Genomic DNA, 17,416 nt, shown 5'->3' with positions numbered 1-17,416 from the left:
CACCCGGTCGCGCAAGCCGAGCGCGTCGCGTTGGGCTTCAAGCTCCGTTCTTGCTTCGCCTTCGCCCCAGATGACGAGCTTCCAGTCCGGATGCCGGTCGGTGATCCTGGCGAAGGCCTCCAGCAAAAGATCGAAGCCTTTCTGCCGGGTCAGGCGGCCGACGGCGGTGAGCACGTTGTTGCCGCGCCTGTCTTCCCAGCCGGCGGGCAGGTTGACGGCGTTGGGGATCACCCTTCCCTGGCGGCGGATCTCCGGGGAGAAGTAGTCGAGCGCGCCCTTGGTCATCGTCACCAGCGTGAATGCGCGCGGATATAGGCGAAGCTGCAGCCACTTCCAAAGAGGGCCGAAGGGCTGCACCGCCGGGTTGTTGCGCTCGGACACGATGACGGGAAGCCGCAGGCCTCTCGTTGCCAGGAGCGTCAGCACGTTCGTTCGGGTGAGAAAGCTCAGGACGAAATCCGGGCGGGAGTTGCGGATCACCGCGCGCAGGCGATGGAGCCGCCGGATCACCAGCCAGGCGGCCTGCAGCTTTGAGGCCTTCTGCACCGGCACGTCGAGCCGCCGGATGGAAACGCGTGGATCGAGGTTGTAGTAAGGTTCGGAGGTCGGCGCTTCGAGCGTGATCACAGTGACGGCGCAGCCGAGCCCCGCCCAGTGGCTGGCGACGAGGCTGACGACATGTTCCGTGCCGCCGGCGCCGAGTGCAGAAACAATGATGGTTATCCGTGCGCCGGCGATGCCGGCCGCTCCGACGATGTCGGCGCCTGTTCCTTGATCCAATTTGGAATGCCCCTCGCTTCCTCCGCGTATAGATTAACGAATCCTTAAATTCGCGCAATGACCCTTTCGGGGGTTGGTAAACGTGCGCCGACGGTCAGGCCGGTGCGAGCCGACGACTGCCGTTCGGCGCGCCACGATCGCTGCTGCCCGGGCGGACGGATGCCGTACGTCAAGGCATGTCCGGCAGTGGATAAGCAGCCAGTGGCGAGACCGCTCTCAGTGTCCGCTGATGAAGAGGGAAGCCGCCCGGAGAGGGGGCGCCGTTGCTTGCCGGCGCGCCAAGGGGACCTGTCAAAAAAATGCCCGCCGGAAGCGGGCAGTCTTGGAGTGGGCGCATACGCTCAAAATGTTGCGCCTTCCTCAAGGGTGGCTGTGAGACGTCAACGATCCGTAAATGCGCGATAGCTAAAAATAGGAAGGCACCATGTTTTTCCGCCTCAAGCTTTGGCCTTTGCCGGAACCTTGACGCCCTGTGCGGCCGCGCCGGTTTCCCGTTTCGCCGTCTGCCCCCCGATTTTTTTGCGGTTGGGATCCATCCATGGTCTGCGTTCGCGGTTGCCACCACAGGGCGAGATCCGCAAGGCAATCCCTATCCTGGCGCTTGGCGACGCCATTTGGGGCGATGCTCTCAAGCGTCTGATTTCGCCGCGTTTTCTCCCATTCCTGGTTGCGTTTCGGAGTCCGGACCCGTGTTTTTGTCGGCAGGTCTTTGTGCCATGGATGCGCCACGGCCGGCCCTCGGCACAACCGATGCGGATTCCCTTAAGAAAGAATTCTTTAATTTAAGTGATTGATAATGAAAAAGGGGGTTGAAGATCTGCGACATTTCGCCCAAAGGAAGCCCCGAGCGGTCCGTGCCGCTTATTCGAAAGGACGTTTATGCGAACGAAAGCCGCATGTGCCGGCGCAAGCCGCACCGCCGTTTCGGGTTTCAAGTATCTCGTACCTGCAACCACAGTTCTGAGCCTCCTGCTTTCCGCCGGCTGTTCGTCGACGGTCATCGGGGAAACGCCGCTCTTTGCCGCCAGCCAGTCGAGCGCCTATGCGAGCCCGGCCGTCAAGGTGCGCAAGGAAGAAAAGCAGCTGCAGGTCGCCGAGGCCGAGGACGACATCATCATACCGGCGCCGGCCCGCAGCCGGACAACCGCCTATCTCGGCCGCGCTCCTTACATCTGCTCGCCAAGCGGGTTCGGGCGCACGTCGCACTGCTTTTTGAGGGCGTCTTACTAAAGGGGTGCAATTGCTGCCGGAGATCCGGCTGAAATTGCGTCCGGGGACCGGGGCGGTTCCCGATCTCTGGCGGTGACCTTCTGGCCGCCATGCTCTGGGTTCCCGAGCGGATCGTTGGGCGGCATCGCCGCCCGCAACCCATGCCGATCCCAAAGGTACACCAGCTGCGCGACAGATCATCCTGATATCAATCCGCTGTCCCTCGACCGACCGCCGGAGTATGTGCTTGTCTATCGCAGTCCTCAAATCCGCCCTTGTCCTGGGGCCACTGGCGCTTCTGGCTGCCGTAGCCCTATCTGCGGCGCGCGCGCAGGATCCGTCTGAAGGCATCGACCGATCGCTGACGACGGCCGCGATCGGGTCTTCGAGCAAGCAAGACGCCGCACCGCGCGCGCTTGCCATCGGCGCCTATGATCCGCATGACGCGGTCGCCGACAACGAGGCGCTCACGCTCGAGCATGTCTTCGTCTACTGGCAGAAACCGGACCGCGCGCTCATCAACCGAAAGATCGCGATCGCGAAGAGACAGGGACGGGCGCTGATGCTCTCGGTCGAGCCCTACACTCATGCCCGCAACTGGCGCGCCGGTGGCGAACGGCTGTTTGCCGATATCGGCAAGGGGCGTTTCGATCGCGAAATTCGTGACGTCTGCACCCGCGCCGCCAAGTTCGACGGGTCTGTCTACATGCGCTGGGGCCACGAGATGGAGGTTCCGAGCGAACGCTATCCCTGGGCGCGCCGCGACAGCGAAGGCTACAAGCGGGCGTTCCGCTATTTCGTCGGCAAATGCCGCGAGCTGGCGCCGGGCGCACGCTATGTCTGGTCGCCGATGGGCAACCGCGGTCTTGGCGTCTACTATCCCGGCGACGATGTCGTCGATGTGGTCGGTGTTCCCGTCTGGGGCCTGCAGAAGATGGACGTCGACTACTGGGGGCACGAGCGCACCTTCCGCGAGGCGTTCAACGAGAAATACCAGCGGGTCGCAAGTTATGGCAAGCCGGTGATCGTCGCCGAACTCGGCGTTTCAGGCTCGGCCGATTACAAAAATGCCTGGTACAGGGAAATCCTCGATGCGGCGACCAATCGCCGGACCTTCCCGCTTCTGTCTGCCGTCGTCTTCTTCAACGACAAGGAGCCCTACAAGTGGCCGATGGGCTATGGCTCGCCGGACTGGCGGCTCGACAAGGCGGCATTGAAGGCGCTCGCTGACCGCCAGGCGAACGAGGCGGCCTCTTTGGTCGAGTAATTCTGTCCGATGCTTCGGTTCGGTGCGCCGATCGTCCTTCGGCGCACCGATTGAGGCCGTGGCCTCGTCGATACTTGAGCGTGCCTCAGGCCAGAAGCAGGCCCGATTCACGGGCGGCTGCCGCAAAGCAGCGGCTGGCGCGGTCGGTACTCGTCAATCCGTCGAGCGCATCCAGGCAACGCCTGAGGGCGGCGCGATACTCGCGTCCGCGAAGGCCCGGCCATTGCCGGAGCAGTTCCACGGCCTCGAACACCGTCCGGACCACCGTCTGGCGCCTGGCCGAGAGTTTCAGGAAAATAGGGGTGGGAAAGCGTTTCTCGCTCATTGCATTCCTCTTTCGCAGTCTTTTCGAGCGAGGGGCGAACGCGGGAGTGGGGTAATGGTTCCGTCGACCGTCAATTTTTGGTTCGGTTTCTCGCTTGCACGATCCCGCGAGGGGGCAGCTAAAGCTCGAGCGCGGCCTTGAGGTCGGTCGATTTGTGGACGCGCAGGTCGAGGTCGGCCTCGATGTGGTCGATGTGATGGACCATCAGCCGGGCGGCCGTGTCGATGTCGCCGCGCTCCAGCGCGTTGACGATCTCGTCGTGTTCATTGTGGCCGCAGCTCGAAACGGTCGACTGGCCGTAGAGCGCAATCACCAGCGAGGAGCGGGCGATGAGTTCGTCCATGAAACGGCGCAGGATGGCATTGCCCGAGAGATCGGCGAGCGCCAGGTGAAAATCGCCGGACGCCTTGATTTCGGCGCGGCGGGCAGGTTGCCCGCGCTGTTCGGTCAACTGTCGCTCCGCCGCCAGCATCCGCCTGAGTTCGGCGATTTCGTCCTTGCCGATATGGGAGGCCGCTGAGCGGACGACGCCGGGCTCGATCAGCCGGCGGGTGGCAAAGATCTGCCGCGCCTCATCGATCGAGGGGTGGGCGACGAAGGCGCCGCGGTTCTTCTCGACATTGACGAGACCCTCGTAGGAGAGCGCCTGCAGGGCAGCGCGCACCAGCGTGCGGCTGACATTGAAGAGTTCGCCGACATCCGTTTCCGAAAGCTTGGTACCGGGGGCAAGCCGCCGTTCGACGATCGCGTCGCGCAGCTTGTCGCGGATGTGCTGGCTGCCCGTGTCAGTAGCCGCGTCGGTGGTCGGGTCGGTGGCCAAGTCGGCCGGAGGGGGCGTGGTGGTCAAGGACATGAATCGATCCGCGAAGCAACGCGTCATCTTATCGTCGGGCGGGCGCGAGGCAAACGACATTCTGGCGCGCATGGGTTGCGCGCCGAAAAACGCGCGATCGGCAGCGCTACTTGTCGAGTTCGGGGTAGACGCGGTCAAGGAAGCCCGGCCGCAGCTTCTCGCCGATCAGGCAATCGGAAGCCGGCAGCGCGTCGATCAGCCGGACATTCGGTGGTGGTGGCAGGCCGCTCACCTCAAGCACCAGTTTCTGGCGGATGGCGATCGAAAAATCCTCCGGCTCATGCACCGGCAGCACGAAGGAACCCGGACCGCCAATGACGCATTCGGCATAATACTGGTCGAGCGGGCCGGTGGATACCGAGGGGCGGATGAGGATCGCAAGCCCGTTGATGGTGATGCCGCGCGCGATCGCGATGTCACGCGCCGGGGTCACCGGCGGGCCGATATTGTTGGGCCCGTCGCCCGAGATGTCGATCACGCGGCGGATGCCTGAAAACGCATTGGAATCGATCAACGCAGTGCCATAGGTAATGGCGTTGGAGATCGAGGTGCCGCGGCGGGTCCCGACCGGTCGCGCCTCGATCAGCCTGGCGAAGGCGTCGGCGTCGGCGGCATTGTCGATCACCTTCCAGGCGACGACGGAGGATTCGTTGACCGTGCCTGCCCATTCGAAATAGCCGATGGCGATCTTGCCGAGCTGGCCGCTTTCGACGGCGTCGAGAAAGTCACGGTGCCGCAATGCCTCGACGTAGCCGGCGCGCTGGATGCGCGCCTCGTCGAGATCCATCGAGCCGGACATGTCGACGGCGAGGATCAGTTCGACATCGACATCCGTCGTCGCGGCGGTCGATGGGCTCGGGCCACCACTCAATGAAAGGAGTAACGCCAACACGCTCAACATCGCTTCAACCAGTCATTGCGCGCGGTCAGATTTGATGACTGTAACACAGGATTGGAAATCAGCGACCATTTGGCGGCGGTTGGGCTTCAACAAAGAGTGATTTTGCGATTTCGCGCCCAAAAGCGTTGAAGGCGAGAGATGTGACAGGGAAGGGCTGAATGCTGGAAAGGGCGAAAAATACCGAGCTGTTTCAGATCGATAGCCTGCAGCGCGCAGCGTTTTGCTATTTCGTCGATCATGCCGATCCGGCAACGGGGCTCGTTGCCGACACCGCGCTGCCTGGTGCTCCCTCGAGCATCGCCGCGACGGGTTTTGGCCTTGCCTGTTACCCTGTTGGCGTCGAACGCGGTTTTATCGGGCGCGCCGAGGCGGCCCGGCGGGTGCTTTGCGCGCTTGCCACCCTTGCCGAACGTCCGCAGTCGCGCGATCCGCGTGCGACCGGCCACCGCGGTTTCTACCATCATTTTCTCGACATGCGCACGGCCGAGCGAACCTGGCGCAGCGAGCTGTCGACCATCGATACGGCGCTGTTGATCGCCGGTGTACTCACTGCGGCTGCCTATTTTTCCGGCGGCGACGCGACCGAAACGCGTATCCGCGCGCTTGCCGAAACGCTCTATGCGCGGGTCGACTGGCGCTGGGCGCTGAACCGGGGCGATGCCTTGACCATGGGCTGGCGCCCGCCGGGACGGTTCCTGCCCTATCGCTGGCGGGGCTACAGCGAGGCGCTTTTGCTCTACGTGCTGGCGCTTGGTGCACCTGACCACGCGATCGGCCCGGAGCACTATGCCGCCTTCACCGGCAGCTATGACTGGATCACGGTCGACGGCGGGCCGCATCTACAGGCAGCGCCGCTGTTCATCCATCTCTTCCCGCAGGCCTTTCTCGATCTTCGTGGACTTGCGGACGCACCGATGCGGGAGCGGGGGACGGACTATTTTGCAAATACCCGACGCGCGATCGTGCTCCAGCGCGACCATGCGCGGCTGAACCCCGGTGGCTTCTCCGGCTACGGCGAAAATCTGTGGGGGCTCAGCGCCTGCCATGCGCCGCGCGGCCGCCTGCGTCTCAGAGACGGGCGCTGGCAGCGGCTCCTCGGCTATGCGAACCGGGGCGCCCCCTTCGGTCTCGACGATGGTACGCTCATCCCCTGGGCGCCGCTTACCTGCCTTCCTTTCGATCCGGATGCTTGCCTGGCGTCGCTCGGCCATCTCGAAGCGTGTTATCGCGGTCTCCTCAGGCAGGGGCGCTTCCCGGGCGGCTTCAATCCCAGCCTGCCGGGTGAGGGGCCGGAAGGCTGGATCGATGATCGCGTCGTCGGCCTTGACCAGGGCCTGATCGTCATGATGATCGAAAACTGGCGAAGCGGCCTCATCTGGGACCTGATGCGCCAGGTGCCCGCGGTCCGGAACGGACTGAGGCAAGCGGGCTTTGCGGGTGGATGGTTGGAGACGGCATGAAGGCGATGGACAGGCGGACGGGGGACACGGCGGACGCGCCTTTGCCGCAGGCGCTGGCGGTGGCCGAGCGTCTGCGTGTGCGGTTTCCGGACGTGGGCGTCTCGCTCGGGCCGGGCGACATCGATTTCACCGCGCCCGATCAATTCTGGACGGACGGCGGGGCAGGGATCGAGCATGGCCTCGACTACCAGAACCGCTTTGCCTCCGACATGACCGACCGGATACGGGCGGCCCATCTGATCGCCTTTTACAGCAACCAGTTGAGTGCGGTGCTTGGCGCCTTCTATCTCGGCGCCGGGTTCGGCGCTGCGGTGTGCGGGCTTCGTTTCGAGGACTGGAACCGCACGGCCAAGGGCGGGACAGTCGCGGGAAAACGCTACCACTTCCGCCTCGACCGGCTTCAGCCGGACGTCGATATCGGCGACTTCGAGCTGGGGTTCACGGCCCATCTGAAGCCGGTGATCGCGGCGCTGAAGCGGCGGTGCGGGTTGTCGCGCGGGGCGCAATGGCGGCTGGCGGCGGATTCGCTTGCCGGTGCATTCCTGGAGATCGGCCGGGCGATTGGCGACGAGGCGCGCGGCATGGACGCAGCGCTCGCGATCGTCAAGCGTGAGGGATCTCCGCTCTATTCCGAAGAGCTCTGTTACGAGGAGGTTGCCGCGGTCGATCCGGCAAGCGGTGCACGCTGGTCACGCCAGTACCGGATGCGTTGCGGCTGCTGTCTCTATTTCCGCACCGAGGGTGGCAGCTACTGCGACACCTGCGTCCTTCTCGAGCCGGAGGCGCGCCGTGCGCGGCTTGCCGCCCATCTCATGCAAAACGGCGGGGCCTGAACCCCGCCGCCTGTTTGCTTGCTCGCGTTGTGCGGCGATCAATGCGCCTTGACGAAGCGCTCGTTGATGAAGCCCGAGACGACGCCGAGCACGATCCAGAAGGCAAGCGTGGTGGCAAGCGCAGCAACGGCAAACTCCGCGCCGAGTACGGCGGGAACGTTGCTGGAGATATCCACCGGCTGCGGCGCGCCGTAGACGTGTGGGGCGGCGATCAGCACGAGACCGATAACCTTGGAAACGATCTCCTCGCGCAGCACGACGAGATAGAGGCCGACGGCGGAAAGCGCCACGGTCAACAGCCACCAGGTCTGACGGTCGCCGAGTTCGGCGGCCGGGAAGCCCGGCAGTTCCGGCGGCAGGCCGATTGCCGGCAGCATATGCACGGCAAGCCAGCCGCAGGCGCCCCAGAGCGCACCGTTTCTAAGCGTGATCGGGTAGCCGATCACCAGGCTGACGCCGGCGAGCAGCAGGCCAAAGCCCGAACCGGTGACGAGATTGGCGATCAGCGTGCCGGAGAACCGGCTCATGCCGAACATGATGCCACCTTCCTCATGCTCGCCCTCATGGGCGTAGGCGGGGGTGATCGGCGACAATGCGTCGAGCAGGGCTGAAAGCGGCGAGACGGCCTTCAGCGAGGAATGCTGTTGGCCTTCTGCGGCGGGTTGGGCCGTGCCGGGCTGGCTGGCCGGCTGTTCGGTGGCAGCCGGGGCTTCCTGGCCCTCGAATTCCTCCGCATGCAGGATCAGCGGCGTGACCCTGAGTTCCTGGGCACCGGTCATGAAGACACCGGCGATCATTCCAGCCACGATCGCGGCCAGAAGCGTTCTGACAATCATCTTGAAGTCCCTCGATAACGGCAAAAGCCACGCGCAGCGGCGTGGATCTTGAGCTTTCCCATTCGCTGTGTCACGCGAACCAGGCTGGTGCGCCGGCCAGGATGCTGGCGTGCACAAGCACGAACATCCGGCCGGGGCCGGATGCGTTCAGGTCCGCTTTGTCGATGCGGAACGTTAGCAACGTTCCGGACCATCGTCTTAGTGGCAGGGGAAGCCGTAGGAGTGGCGGGTGTCGTGCGCGGTGTCATGCAGCACGGCCGAGTTGGCAAGGCCGGCGCCGAACACCAGGAATGCGCCGATGAAGAGCGCGATGACGCCAGCGGTCAGACGATCGCTGAGGGAAAGCGGAATGCTCGAAACTGTAGACGTAGCCATGACAACCTCCGTGATGGCATCGGGAAATTCCCGGTTGGGCCCTATGCCCGCATCGAGTGGCAGGTTTCCTGGCTCACGGCGCTGGGCGGGAAGCCCTCGGTCTGCCTCGCCTTCCCAGTCGGCCGCCCTCTCGCGGCTTTTCCAGTGGCTTCTTCCGGATCGCTCCGGAATGGCAGATCGGCGTCGTTCTACAGTCGCGGGGTCGGCCGTGATGTGAATGCCCAGAGTGGGTCCATCCGTCACGTTCCCATTTACTCCCGGAACACGTTCGCATCCCGGGAACCAATCGATCCCTGATGATTAGGATCGTGTCATGGAGTTGTCAATTGAGCCTGCGTCGCCTGCCGCTTCATCCGCGACAAAATCACGGATGGTCATGCGTTTATAGGCTTCGACGATCCGGTCGCCCTCCGGCCTATCGACCGAGACGGCAAGGCGCATGGTGCAGTCACCGAGATGCATGATCAGGAAGGCGGCGCTGTCGATCGTTTCTCGCGGGGTGTCGGGCACAAGCCGGGCCCAGACGTCGGCAAGCAGTTTTCCGCCGGCGCGGCTCTGGATGAGGTCGATCTCGCGCAGCGCCTTGTCGGCCTGCATCGCCGACCAGATGTCGCGCATCACCGGCTCGGCCAGGAACATGTCGTAGTAGATGTCGAACAGTACGCAGAAGGCATCACGCAGTTCTTCGAGCGACGTGACCTTGGCGAGCTCGGCGGCAATGCATTCGTTGCACACCGCATTGTAGCGTTCGGCGAGCGTGCGCACGATCGCCGCCTTGTCGGGGAAGTACTGGTAGAGCGAGCCGATCGAAATTCCAGCCTTTTCAGCGACTTCGCTCATGCGCATGGCGTCGCTGCCCTTTTCCTGAATAAGCGTCGTGGCGCAGGCAAGGATTTGCTCGACGCGCTCGCGGCTCCGCTTCTGGCTGGGTGTACGGCGCAGTGCGGTCTCGTCTTCGGCGGGAATTGCGGATGGGCTGACGTCTGGAATCATGAGTGATGCTCACATTTTGGCTTGACTCTTAAAATACGAGGATTTATCACATTTGCAAATATGAGAGATACTCATGTTTGTGGATCAACCTCGGGAGGATACGATGTCTCAGAAAATCACACTGGTTTTGGGCGGTACCGGCAAGACGGGGCGGCGCGTTGCCGAACGTCTGAGAGAGCGTGGCGTGGCGGTTCGCATCGGCGCCCGTTCGGCAATGCCATCCTTCGACTGGACGGATGAGGCGACCTGGGCGCCGGTGCTTGAAAACGTCGATCGGATCTATGTCTGCTTCCAGCCGGATCTGGCGGTGCCGGGCTCTGTCGAGATTATTCGCCGGTTTTCAAACCTTGCCATCGGCGTGGGCATCAAGCGCATGGTGCTGCTGTCGGGGCGCGGCGAGGACGAGGCGGAAGCGGCCGAACACGCGCTTCAGGCTTCCGGCGCCGAGTGCACGATCATTCAGGCCAGCTGGTTCTTCGAGAACTTCGACGAGGGCTTTCTTGCCGACGGTGTCTTGAACGGTTCCGTCTTCCTGCCGGCGGATGATGTCACCGAGCCCTTCGTCAGCTGCGACGACATTGCCGACGTTGCGGTCGAAGCCCTTCTCGACGACCGCCATGTCGGCAAGGTCTATTCGCTGACCGGCCCGCGGCTGATGACCTTTGCCGACGCCGTGGCCGAAATTGCCGCGGCCGCCAACCGCCCGATCTCCTATCAGGCCATCCCGATTGCCGACTTTGCGGCGCACTTGAAGGCCGACGGTGTGCCGGATGACTATGTCGACCTGATCCGCTATCTCTTCACCTCGGTGCTCGACGGGCGCAATTCGAACCTGACGTCCGATGTCGAGCATGTGCTTGGTCGGCGTCCGCGCGACTTTGCAGCCTACGCCCGGGAGGCAGCCGCAACCGGTGTCTGGAGTCTTGCCGCATGATCCCGTTTATCCCCGCTCTGGCGTTCGCCGCCGCGATCGGTTCCGGCCTGATGGCCGGGCTGTTCTTCATCTTCTCCGTCTGCATCATGCAGGCCCTGTCGCGGCTGCCGCCGGAGCAGGGGATCGCCGCGATGAACGCGATCAACGTCGTCATCCAGAACCCGATCTTCCTCAGCGCCTTCATGGGCACGGCGCTACTTGCCCTGGCGCTGGTGGTGATCGCGTTTCTCTCGGGCGGGGAGGGCCGATGGCTGCTCGCCGCCGGTGGAGCCATCTACGTGATCGGCGTGCTTCTGGTCACGATCATCTTCAACGTGCCGATGAATGACGCGCTTGGCGCTGCCTCCGGCCAGGCGGCCAACGACCTCTGGCTTCAGCGCTACCTCACGGACTGGGTCTGGTGGAACCATGTGCGCACCTTCGCTTCGATCGGTTCGCTGGCGCTCTTCATCCTCGGTTTCGCCCGCGCGTAACGAAAAAAACGCCGGCAAGGCGGACAATCCTTGCCGGCGTATCAACCTCGCAGTCCTGTCGTGCCGGGCGTTCAGCTTTTCGGGATGCGGGCGTCGTATTGCTGTTCAAGATCGGCGAACTTGCTCCAGAAGGCTGCTGGCTTTTCCCCTTCGAGCAGGTCGCGCAGAAGATCCAGATGCACATGCCAGCCGGCGGAGAAGCTGGTCATCACGGCGCGGTCGGTGATGCGTGTGTGGGTGACGACGAGCAGGACCTTGTCGCCACGAGGGCTGAGCTCGAAGCGGACTTCCGACGGCGTGCCGGTTTCCTCGTTCCAGGTATAGGTGAGCAGCCGTGGCGGCTCCCAGGCAAGCACGTGGCCGTAGTTGCGAACCTCGCCGGCGTGATCGGCGTATTTCTGCGGCGGTCGATCGTCCCCCGTCGTCAGTTCCGAATGCCGGAAGACGTGCTCGACCTCGGCCCCTTCCTTGGCGCCGATCGTTCCCGACGCCATCCAGAGCCGGCGCTTGCTTTCCTCGGTCAGATAGGACCAGACCCGCTCGACCGGACCGGGAAGCAGGCGTTCGATGCGCACCGCGTCAGGGGCGATGACGCGACCATAGTCGGCATTGGCAAAAGCTGTCGCATGCGATGTCATGGCTTTTCCTCCGGATCGTTCGGATCGTTTCGAGTTGCGTCTTCGGCGAGAAGCAGGGCCTCCAGCGCGTCGATGCGCGTCCGCCAGTAGGCCTCGTAGTGGCGCATCCACTCCATGCCGGCGTGCATCGGCGCGGCGTCGAGGCGGCATATATGCGTGCGTCCCTTCACTTCGCGGCGCACCAGACCTGCTCCTTCCAGCACCTTGATGTGCTTCGATGCCGCGGCCAGCGAGATCGAAAAGGGCGCCGCGAGCTCTCCGACCAGTCTCTCGCCTTGCGAAAGGTTCTGGAGCATGGCGCGGCGCGTCGGATCCGAAAGCGCGTGAAACACGGCGTCGAGGTGATGATGTTCAACCATATTGTTGAATATCTTCCCGATGGCGGAGATTGTCAACCTCGTGGTTGAATGTTTCAGTAATAGCGCGAGAAAGTGCCGCGGGGCGGGTCTTCATGGATGCGCCGTCCCTTCCAGGCGGCGAGCGCGTCGGACAGGTCGTCGGTCGGCACCATCAGGGCAAACTGCTCGCTTTCGACGAGCAACCCTTCAGCGATCGACATGTTGAGGCCGCGGGTAACGGCGGTGATGATCGCGCGCACGGCAAGCGGGGAGTAGCCCATGATGCGCCTTGCCAGGTCACGGGCAGCGGGCATCAGGTCCTCATGGGTCACGACCTGATTGATGAGGCCCATGTCCCTGGCGCGATCCGGCGAGAAGTCCTCACCCGTCAGCAAGAGCTCGAGCGCACGCTTGCGGCCGGCAAGCCGCGGCAGCCGCTGGGTGCCGCCGAAGGTCGGTGGCATGCCGAGCTTGATCTCGGGTTTGGCAAACCGCGCCCGCTCGCTGGCGACGGCGAGGTGCACGGCTTCGGTGATCTCGCAGCCGCCGCCATAGGCGATGCCGTTGACGGCGGCGATGACAGGCTTCGGGAAGGCTTCGAGCCGCGCCGTCAGTCGCTGTCCACGGCGGACGAAATCGCGCACCGCCGGATTGATGCCCCTGGCGACGCTTTCCGAGAATTCGTGAATATCGCCGCCGGCGGAAAAGGCCCGTTCGCCAGCGCCGGTGAGGATCACGGCGCCGATCTTGTCGTTCACCTCGATCGCGTCGAGAAGGCTCAAGAGCCGGTCGATCAGTTCGTAGTTCAGGGCATTCAGCTTCTCGACGCGGTTGAGGGTGAGGACGGCAATGCCCTCGGATATCTCAATCAGCACGGTGTTGGACATGGTTGCTCTCCGGCAATGGTTGACAGGGAGAGGCTAGGCGAGGAAGGATGCCAAGTATATTCACTAGGCGGTATACATAGCAATGGCGAAAGCTCAGAAATCGACCCGCGACACGATCGTCGCAGCCGCGGAAAAGCTCTTTTATGCCGAGGGTATCCGCGCCGTCAGCGTCGATGCGGTGGCGGAAGCGGCCGGCGTGACGAAGCGCACCCTCTACTATCATTTCGAAAGCAAGGACGAACTGATTGCCGCCTATCTCGAAGGCCGCGACCAGCCGAACCTGAAGCTGTTCCAGACGTGGTTTTCCTCCGGCGAAGGTGATCTCGCGACCAAGGTCGAGGCGGTCTTCGTCAACCTGGCGCGAGCCGCGCGCCACCCGAAATGGAAGGGCTGCGGCTTCCTGCGCACCTCGGCCGAGCTTGCCAACATGCCCGGCCATCCGGCGATCCGCATCGGTGCGGCCCACAAGAAGAAGTTCGAGGCCTGGATGGCGGAGACGTTCGCCGAAGCGGGTGCTGGGGAGCCTGATGTTCTTGCCAAACAGATCCTGCTGCTGCTCGACGGCAGCTTCGCCGTGGTGCTGCTGCACCGGGATCCGGGCTACATGGAAACGGCTGGCAGGGCGGCGGCAACGCTGGTGCGAGTGGCGCTTGGCGGAGCGCACCCGCGGGCTTCATCGGAGCGTGCGGCGGCTTCCTTCTGAAGCGATGCGATTTCCGCTTTCAATCGGGTGACTTTGGCAGGCAATATAGGGTGGTTATCGATCAGGCGAACAACCAGGGAGCGCCGATGCGGCCGCGCCGCGGCGCGCCGGCGGCAGAGGAAATTCATGACTGTCAGACGCATCGTCCCCAATCTTCAGGCTTCCGACCCGCAAGCTGCCCGCGCGTTCTACGGCGAATTGCTCGGCCTCGACGTGGTGATGGACCACGGCTGGATCGTCACTTTCGCCGCCGAAGGACAGGCGGCCATGCCGCAGGTGAGTTTTGCCAGCGAGGGTGGTTCGGGAACGCCGGTGCCGCTGCTCTCGATCGAGGTCGACGATGCGGACCTGATCTATGGCAAGGCGAAGTCTGTCGGCGCCGAGATCGTCTACGAGATCACCGACGAGCCCTGGGGTGTGCGCCGCTTCTTCATGCGCGACCCCTTCGGCAACGTCATCAACATATTGTCGCACTAACCCAAGGCGATTCTGACAGGCAGCCGCCGGGCGGACCGGCGGCAGCAATGTCGGGCTCGCGTCAGGCAGCCGTCAGCGCATTGGCGAGATCAGCGACGAGATCATCAGGGTGCTCGATGCCGATCGACAGGCGGATGGTCGATTCCAGCACGCCGATGCGGTGGCGCACCTCGATCGGCACGCCGGAATGGGTCATCGCCGCCGGGTGGCTGGCCAGCGATTCCGTGCCGCCGAGGCTGACGGCGAGCTTGAAGATCTGCAGCGCGTTGAGGAAGCGAAAGGCCGCGTCCTGGCCGCCTGTGATGTCGAAGGAGAAGGTCGAGCCGGCGCCGGTGCACTGCGCCTTGAAGGCGCGGCCGACCGGTGTGTCCTCGCCATGGAACGGCAGGTAGTGGATGCGCTCGACCTTCGGGTGATCGCGCAGGAACTCGGCGACAACACGGGCATTGTCGTCGGCCTTCTGCATGCGCACTGACAGGGTTTCGAGCGAGCGGCCGAGCATCCAGCAGGAGTGCGGGTCGAGCTGGGTGCCGATCGCGCCGCGCAGCGCTTTCACCTGCTTCATGACCGCCTTGGAGCCGAGTGCGGCACCCGCGATCAGGTCGGAATGGCCGCCGACATATTTGGTCAGCGAATAGAGCGAGATGTCGGCGCCGTGCTCGATCGGCCGCTGGAACACCGGGCCGAGCAGCGTGTTGTCGCAGGCGATAACCGGCGTATGGCCTTGGCTGCGGCCGATCGCATCGGCAACGCGGCGGATCATCGCGACATCGACGAGGCTGTTGGTCGGGTTCGCCGGGGTCTCGATCAGGATCATCGACACCCGGCCCTTGGCCATTGCCTCTTCGGCCGCCGCACTGACGGCGGCCTCATTGACGCCATCGGCAAAGCCGACGGCGGCGACGCCGAGATTGAGGAAGGTGCGCGCCAGCAGTGTTTCGGTGCCGCCATAGAGCGGCTGGCTGTGCAGCACCGCATCACCCGGCTTGACGAAGGCCAAAAGCGTGGTGGCGATCGCCGACATGCCCGACGAGAACAGCGCGCAGCTTTCGGTGCGCTCGTAGACGGCAAGGCGGTCCTCGACGATCTCGCTGTTCGGGTGGTTGAAGCGCGAATAGACGAGGCCGGCGCCGACGCCGGCCGGCGGCTCTTTCCGGCCGGAAACGAAGTCGAAGAAATCGCGGCCCTCTTCGGCCGAACGGAAGACGAAGGTGGAGGTCAGAAAGACCGGCGGCTTGACCGCGCCCTCCGACAGTTCCGGATCGTAGCCATAGTTCAGCATCAGGGTTTCGGGATGCAGCTTGTGGTTTCCGATGTGGGTCTTGGAGGGATGCGGTGCGGTCATGGCTTGTCTCCTCAAGCGAAGCGGACGCGACTGACAGGCAAATTATATCAGATGCTTGGGCTGATCCTTGCTAATTCCGGTCGGTTTCCTCCAGGTTGCGCAAGGAATGGGTTCGATTGAGAAGATATGGCGCAGAAAATTGCCGACGAGAGGCGATCGCAGGGTTTTGAAGGAACGTGTCGTCGCTTACATCCGGACGAAGGCTGCACGGCTGATATGCGTAGCCTTGATCGAGACGGCTTTCGAGCGGCGGGTCCAGCTTTCCCCGGCTCAAAGTGACTGAAGACGTTTGTTTTTTGTCGACAGCCGGCTCCGGTCCGGCATCGCCTCCGGCAGCGCACTGTACGTCGTCTCGGGCAACGGCATTGAAAGTGACTGCCACGCCCTAGATACGAGGGATCAGGGCGTCCCTGAAACGCTCGTTCGGACGCCGCCGCTCTCGGAGAGAGACGATGGACTTCGCAGCAACTTTCGATGACGTCGCTTCCCGCTTGCAGGGCGTGCTGCTCAACGAGTGGACCCATTACCAGCTCTTGATCATCGTCTGCGGCTATGTCGTGTGCGGCGTGCTGGCAAGGCGGATCGAGCCACGTGTCGAATCGCGCGCACGCACGATCAAGGGTAATCCCGATCTGTTGCGCGTCATCATCGCCTTCATGCGGCGGCTGCGCTGGCTCTTCCTGATCATCTGGCTCTGGATTGCCGATGGCATGATCCTGCGTTTCGGCTGGCCCTCCTATCGCTGGCTGGTTGCGACCGCGCTCACGCTTGTGGCCGCCTGGTTCGTGATCTCGGTGCTGACGCGCATCATCCGCAACCAGATGCTCGCCCGCGTGACCGCCATGGTTGGCTGGATCTACTTTGCGCTCTATGCGGTCGGGCTTGACCGCGTGATCCTGACGACGCTCGACGGGGTTGCCGTCAACCTGGGCGCGGTTCGCCTGTCGCTCCTCCTGGTCCTGAAGGCGATCGTGCTATCGTCCGCACTCATCTGGCTCGCCGTCTTGATCGGCAACGTCTCCTCGCACTGGATCCAGCGGTCGGCCGATCTGACGCCGTCCTTCAAGGTGCTGATCAGCAAACTGGTCAAGATCGCGCTGATCGGGCTTGCCGGCGCGATCGCGCTTGCGGCGACCGGCATCGATCTCACCGCGCTGACGGTCTTTTCCGGCGCAGTCGGTGTCGGCATCGGTTTCGGCCTGCAGAAGGTGGTCTCCAACTTCATTTCCGGCATCATCATCCTGCTCGACAAGTCGATCAAGCCGGGCGACACCATCACGCTTGGCGACACCTTTGGCTCCGTTCGCGACCTGCGCTCCCGCTTCGTCTCCGTCATCACCCGGGACGGCAAGGAATACCTCATCCCGAACGAGGATTTCATTTCGCAGCAGGTGGTCAACTGGTCGTTTTCAAGCGACTTCGTCCGTATCGAGGTCGATTTCGGAACCTCCTACGACAGCGATCCGCACGAAGTGGCGCGCCTTGCCATCGCGACCGCCGCGTCGCTGCCGCGGGTGGCGAGCAGCTACGCTGCGCCGGTGTGCTGGATGACGGGTTTCGGCGCTTCGTCGCTCGATTTCAAGCTGAGGTTCTGGATATCCGACCCGGGCAACGGGCTGACCAACATTCGCGGCCAGGTGCTGATTGCGCTTTGGGACGCGTTCAAGGCGGCCGGAATCTCGATCCCGTTCCCGCACCGCGAAATCATCATGAAGACGCCGGTCGAGGTTACGCGGGCCCAATAGGCCAGTTGGCGAAGAGCTCGCGCATCATGATGCCTCCCGGTTGC

Annotated in this window: 20 protein-coding genes and 1 riboswitch; of the genes, 9 read left to right on the top strand and 11 right to left on the bottom strand. The window is 63.6% G+C overall.

Going from position 1 to position 17,416, the window contains the following annotated elements; all coding sequences use genetic code 11:
* Positions 1-780: glycosyltransferase (locus tag VGO12_RS05755; protein WP_327511769.1), on the bottom strand; the 780-nt coding region annotated here is incomplete at its 3' end.
* A gap of 879 nt (positions 781-1,659) precedes the next feature.
* On the opposite strand from VGO12_RS05755, the gene VGO12_RS05750 reads away from it, so the two are divergent.
* Complete coding sequence (locus VGO12_RS05750) at positions 1,660-2,010, top strand: hypothetical protein (RefSeq protein WP_327511768.1); 351 nt, start codon at positions 1,660-1,662, stop codon at positions 2,008-2,010.
* 226 nt (positions 2,011-2,236) lie between these two features.
* A complete protein-coding gene (locus VGO12_RS05745; RefSeq protein ID WP_327511767.1) occupies positions 2,237-3,256 on the top strand; it encodes a glycosyl hydrolase in 1,020 nt (339 codons plus the stop codon).
* 85 nt (positions 3,257-3,341) lie between these two features.
* Here VGO12_RS05745 and VGO12_RS05740 read toward each other — a convergent pair whose 3' ends face one another.
* The 3 genes from VGO12_RS05740 to VGO12_RS05730 all read right to left on the bottom strand — a co-directional run bounded on the left by VGO12_RS05740 (position 3,342) and on the right by VGO12_RS05730 (position 5,335).
* Positions 3,342-3,581, bottom strand: coding sequence for a DUF982 domain-containing protein (locus tag VGO12_RS05740; protein WP_327511766.1), 240 nt, complete (start codon positions 3,579-3,581; stop codon positions 3,342-3,344).
* 118 nt (positions 3,582-3,699) lie between these two features.
* On the bottom strand, positions 3,700-4,434 hold the full coding sequence (locus tag VGO12_RS05735; protein WP_327511765.1) for a GntR family transcriptional regulator: 735 nt from the start codon (positions 4,432-4,434) through the stop codon (positions 3,700-3,702).
* 106 nt (positions 4,435-4,540) lie between these two features.
* On the bottom strand, positions 4,541-5,335 hold the full coding sequence (locus VGO12_RS05730; RefSeq protein WP_327511764.1) for a DUF1194 domain-containing protein: 795 nt from the start codon (positions 5,333-5,335) through the stop codon (positions 4,541-4,543).
* Between the two features lie 158 nt (positions 5,336-5,493).
* Between VGO12_RS05730 and VGO12_RS05725 the strand changes: the two genes are divergently transcribed.
* Complete coding sequence (locus VGO12_RS05725) at positions 5,494-6,795, top strand: glucoamylase family protein (protein WP_327511763.1); 1,302 nt, start codon at positions 5,494-5,496, stop codon at positions 6,793-6,795.
* A complete protein-coding gene (locus tag VGO12_RS05720) occupies positions 6,792-7,628 on the top strand; it encodes a (2Fe-2S)-binding protein (RefSeq protein ID WP_327511762.1) in 837 nt (278 codons plus the stop codon). The genes VGO12_RS05725 and VGO12_RS05720 overlap by 4 nt, the downstream gene beginning before the upstream one ends.
* 38 nt (positions 7,629-7,666) lie before the next feature.
* On the opposite strand, the gene VGO12_RS05715 is transcribed toward VGO12_RS05720, so the two are convergent.
* The 3 genes from VGO12_RS05715 to VGO12_RS05705 all read right to left on the bottom strand — a co-directional run bounded on the left by VGO12_RS05715 (position 7,667) and on the right by VGO12_RS05705 (position 9,832).
* Complete coding sequence (locus VGO12_RS05715) at positions 7,667-8,464, bottom strand: CbtA family protein (RefSeq protein ID WP_327511761.1); 798 nt, start codon at positions 8,462-8,464, stop codon at positions 7,667-7,669.
* A gap of 198 nt (positions 8,465-8,662) precedes the next feature.
* Positions 8,663-8,839, bottom strand: coding sequence for a CbtB domain-containing protein (locus VGO12_RS05710; protein WP_057253219.1), 177 nt, complete (start codon positions 8,837-8,839; stop codon positions 8,663-8,665).
* A 41-nt stretch (positions 8,840-8,880) separates the two neighbouring features.
* A riboswitch (cobalamin riboswitch) is annotated at positions 8,881-9,141 on the bottom strand.
* The gene (locus VGO12_RS05705; protein ID WP_327511760.1) at positions 9,140-9,832 is read right to left on the bottom strand and encodes a TetR/AcrR family transcriptional regulator; all 693 of its coding nucleotides are present in this window, start codon (positions 9,830-9,832) and stop codon (positions 9,140-9,142) included. It overlaps the preceding riboswitch by 2 nt.
* A 103-nt stretch (positions 9,833-9,935) precedes the next feature.
* On the opposite strand from VGO12_RS05705, the gene VGO12_RS05700 reads away from it, so the two are divergent.
* Together VGO12_RS05700 and VGO12_RS05695 are read left to right on the top strand one after the other, a co-directional pair.
* A complete protein-coding gene (locus VGO12_RS05700; protein WP_327511759.1) occupies positions 9,936-10,766 on the top strand; it encodes an NAD(P)H-binding protein in 831 nt (276 codons plus the stop codon).
* Positions 10,763-11,239, top strand: a complete 477-nt coding sequence (locus tag VGO12_RS05695) for a DUF1772 domain-containing protein (RefSeq protein WP_327511758.1) — start codon at positions 10,763-10,765, stop codon at positions 11,237-11,239. Before VGO12_RS05700 ends, VGO12_RS05695 begins: the two co-directional genes overlap by 4 nt.
* A gap of 71 nt (positions 11,240-11,310) precedes the next feature.
* Here VGO12_RS05695 and VGO12_RS05690 read toward each other — a convergent pair whose 3' ends face one another.
* Genes VGO12_RS05690 through VGO12_RS05680 form a run of 3 tightly spaced genes read right to left on the bottom strand, consistent with a single transcriptional unit; the run spans position 11,311 to position 13,102 of the window.
* Positions 11,311-11,877, bottom strand: a complete 567-nt coding sequence (locus VGO12_RS05690) for an SRPBCC family protein (protein WP_327511757.1) — start codon at positions 11,875-11,877, stop codon at positions 11,311-11,313.
* Positions 11,874-12,236 (bottom strand): metalloregulator ArsR/SmtB family transcription factor, encoded by a 363-nt coding sequence (locus VGO12_RS05685; protein WP_327511756.1) that lies wholly within the window; start codon positions 12,234-12,236, stop codon positions 11,874-11,876. The genes VGO12_RS05690 and VGO12_RS05685 overlap by 4 nt, the downstream gene beginning before the upstream one ends.
* 53 nt (positions 12,237-12,289) lie before the next feature.
* Positions 12,290-13,102 carry a crotonase/enoyl-CoA hydratase family protein gene (locus VGO12_RS05680; protein WP_327511755.1) on the bottom strand — a complete coding sequence of 271 codons (813 nt, stop codon included), beginning with the start codon at positions 13,100-13,102 and terminating at the stop codon, positions 12,290-12,292.
* An 82-nt stretch (positions 13,103-13,184) separates the two neighbouring features.
* Here VGO12_RS05680 and VGO12_RS05675 point away from each other — a divergent pair, with 82 nt between their 5' ends.
* Together VGO12_RS05675 and VGO12_RS05670 are read left to right on the top strand one after the other, a co-directional pair.
* Entirely contained in the window at positions 13,185-13,805 is a 621-nt protein-coding gene (locus VGO12_RS05675; protein ID WP_327511754.1) for a helix-turn-helix domain-containing protein, read from the top strand.
* A gap of 126 nt (positions 13,806-13,931) precedes the next feature.
* Positions 13,932-14,282 carry a VOC family protein gene (locus tag VGO12_RS05670; RefSeq protein ID WP_327511753.1) on the top strand — a complete coding sequence of 117 codons (351 nt, stop codon included), beginning with the start codon at positions 13,932-13,934 and terminating at the stop codon, positions 14,280-14,282.
* Positions 14,283-14,343: 61 nt separating this feature from the next.
* Here VGO12_RS05670 and VGO12_RS05665 read toward each other — a convergent pair whose 3' ends face one another.
* Positions 14,344-15,627, bottom strand: coding sequence for a cystathionine gamma-synthase family protein (locus tag VGO12_RS05665; RefSeq protein ID WP_327511752.1), 1,284 nt, complete (start codon positions 15,625-15,627; stop codon positions 14,344-14,346).
* A 452-nt stretch (positions 15,628-16,079) separates the two neighbouring features.
* On the opposite strand from VGO12_RS05665, the gene VGO12_RS05660 reads away from it, so the two are divergent.
* The gene (locus tag VGO12_RS05660) at positions 16,080-17,372 is read left to right on the top strand and encodes a mechanosensitive ion channel family protein (protein WP_327511751.1); all 1,293 of its coding nucleotides are present in this window, start codon (positions 16,080-16,082) and stop codon (positions 17,370-17,372) included.
* Positions 17,373-17,416 lie beyond the last annotated feature (44 nt).

It is taken from the genome of Ensifer sp., assembly GCF_035999135.1.
GTDB lineage: Bacteria > Pseudomonadota > Alphaproteobacteria > Rhizobiales > Rhizobiaceae > Ensifer.
The sequence above is the reverse complement of the archived record's forward strand: the minus strand, read 5'-3'. Positions and strand labels throughout refer to the sequence as shown.

What these genes read in the sequence shown, in the direction of transcription:
- VGO12_RS05740 (WP_327511766.1), bottom strand. Translation starts at nt 3,581, where the DNA reads ATGAGCGAGAAACGCTTTCCCACCCCTATTTTCCTGAAACTCTCGGCC.
- VGO12_RS05730 (WP_327511764.1), bottom strand. Translation starts at nt 5,335, where the DNA reads ATGTTGAGCGTGTTGGCGTTACTCCTTTCATTGAGTGGTGGCCCGAGC.
- VGO12_RS05665 (WP_327511752.1), bottom strand. Translation starts at nt 15,627, where the DNA reads ATGACCGCACCGCATCCCTCCAAGACCCACATCGGAAACCACAAGCTG.
- VGO12_RS05700 (WP_327511759.1), top strand. Translation starts at nt 9,936, where the DNA reads ATGTCTCAGAAAATCACACTGGTTTTGGGCGGTACCGGCAAGACGGGG.
- VGO12_RS05735 (WP_327511765.1), bottom strand. Translation starts at nt 4,434, where the DNA reads ATGTCCTTGACCACCACGCCCCCTCCGGCCGACTTGGCCACCGACCCG.
- VGO12_RS05710 (WP_057253219.1), bottom strand. Translation starts at nt 8,839, where the DNA reads ATGGCTACGTCTACAGTTTCGAGCATTCCGCTTTCCCTCAGCGATCGT.
- VGO12_RS05670 (WP_327511753.1), top strand. Translation starts at nt 13,932, where the DNA reads ATGACTGTCAGACGCATCGTCCCCAATCTTCAGGCTTCCGACCCGCAA.
- VGO12_RS05690 (WP_327511757.1), bottom strand. Translation starts at nt 11,877, where the DNA reads ATGACATCGCATGCGACAGCTTTTGCCAATGCCGACTATGGTCGCGTC.
- VGO12_RS05705 (WP_327511760.1), bottom strand. Translation starts at nt 9,832, where the DNA reads ATGATTCCAGACGTCAGCCCATCCGCAATTCCCGCCGAAGACGAGACC.
- VGO12_RS05675 (WP_327511754.1), top strand. Translation starts at nt 13,185, where the DNA reads ATGGCGAAAGCTCAGAAATCGACCCGCGACACGATCGTCGCAGCCGCG.
- VGO12_RS05680 (WP_327511755.1), bottom strand. Translation starts at nt 13,102, where the DNA reads ATGTCCAACACCGTGCTGATTGAGATATCCGAGGGCATTGCCGTCCTC.
- VGO12_RS05695 (WP_327511758.1), top strand. Translation starts at nt 10,763, where the DNA reads ATGATCCCGTTTATCCCCGCTCTGGCGTTCGCCGCCGCGATCGGTTCC.
- VGO12_RS05715 (WP_327511761.1), bottom strand. Translation starts at nt 8,464, where the DNA reads ATGATTGTCAGAACGCTTCTGGCCGCGATCGTGGCTGGAATGATCGCC.
- VGO12_RS05720 (WP_327511762.1), top strand. Translation starts at nt 6,792, where the DNA reads ATGAAGGCGATGGACAGGCGGACGGGGGACACGGCGGACGCGCCTTTG.
- VGO12_RS05685 (WP_327511756.1), bottom strand. Translation starts at nt 12,236, where the DNA reads ATGGTTGAACATCATCACCTCGACGCCGTGTTTCACGCGCTTTCGGAT.
- VGO12_RS05660 (WP_327511751.1), top strand. Translation starts at nt 16,080, where the DNA reads ATGGACTTCGCAGCAACTTTCGATGACGTCGCTTCCCGCTTGCAGGGC.
- VGO12_RS05750 (WP_327511768.1), top strand. Translation starts at nt 1,660, where the DNA reads ATGCGAACGAAAGCCGCATGTGCCGGCGCAAGCCGCACCGCCGTTTCG.
- VGO12_RS05725 (WP_327511763.1), top strand. Translation starts at nt 5,494, where the DNA reads ATGCTGGAAAGGGCGAAAAATACCGAGCTGTTTCAGATCGATAGCCTG.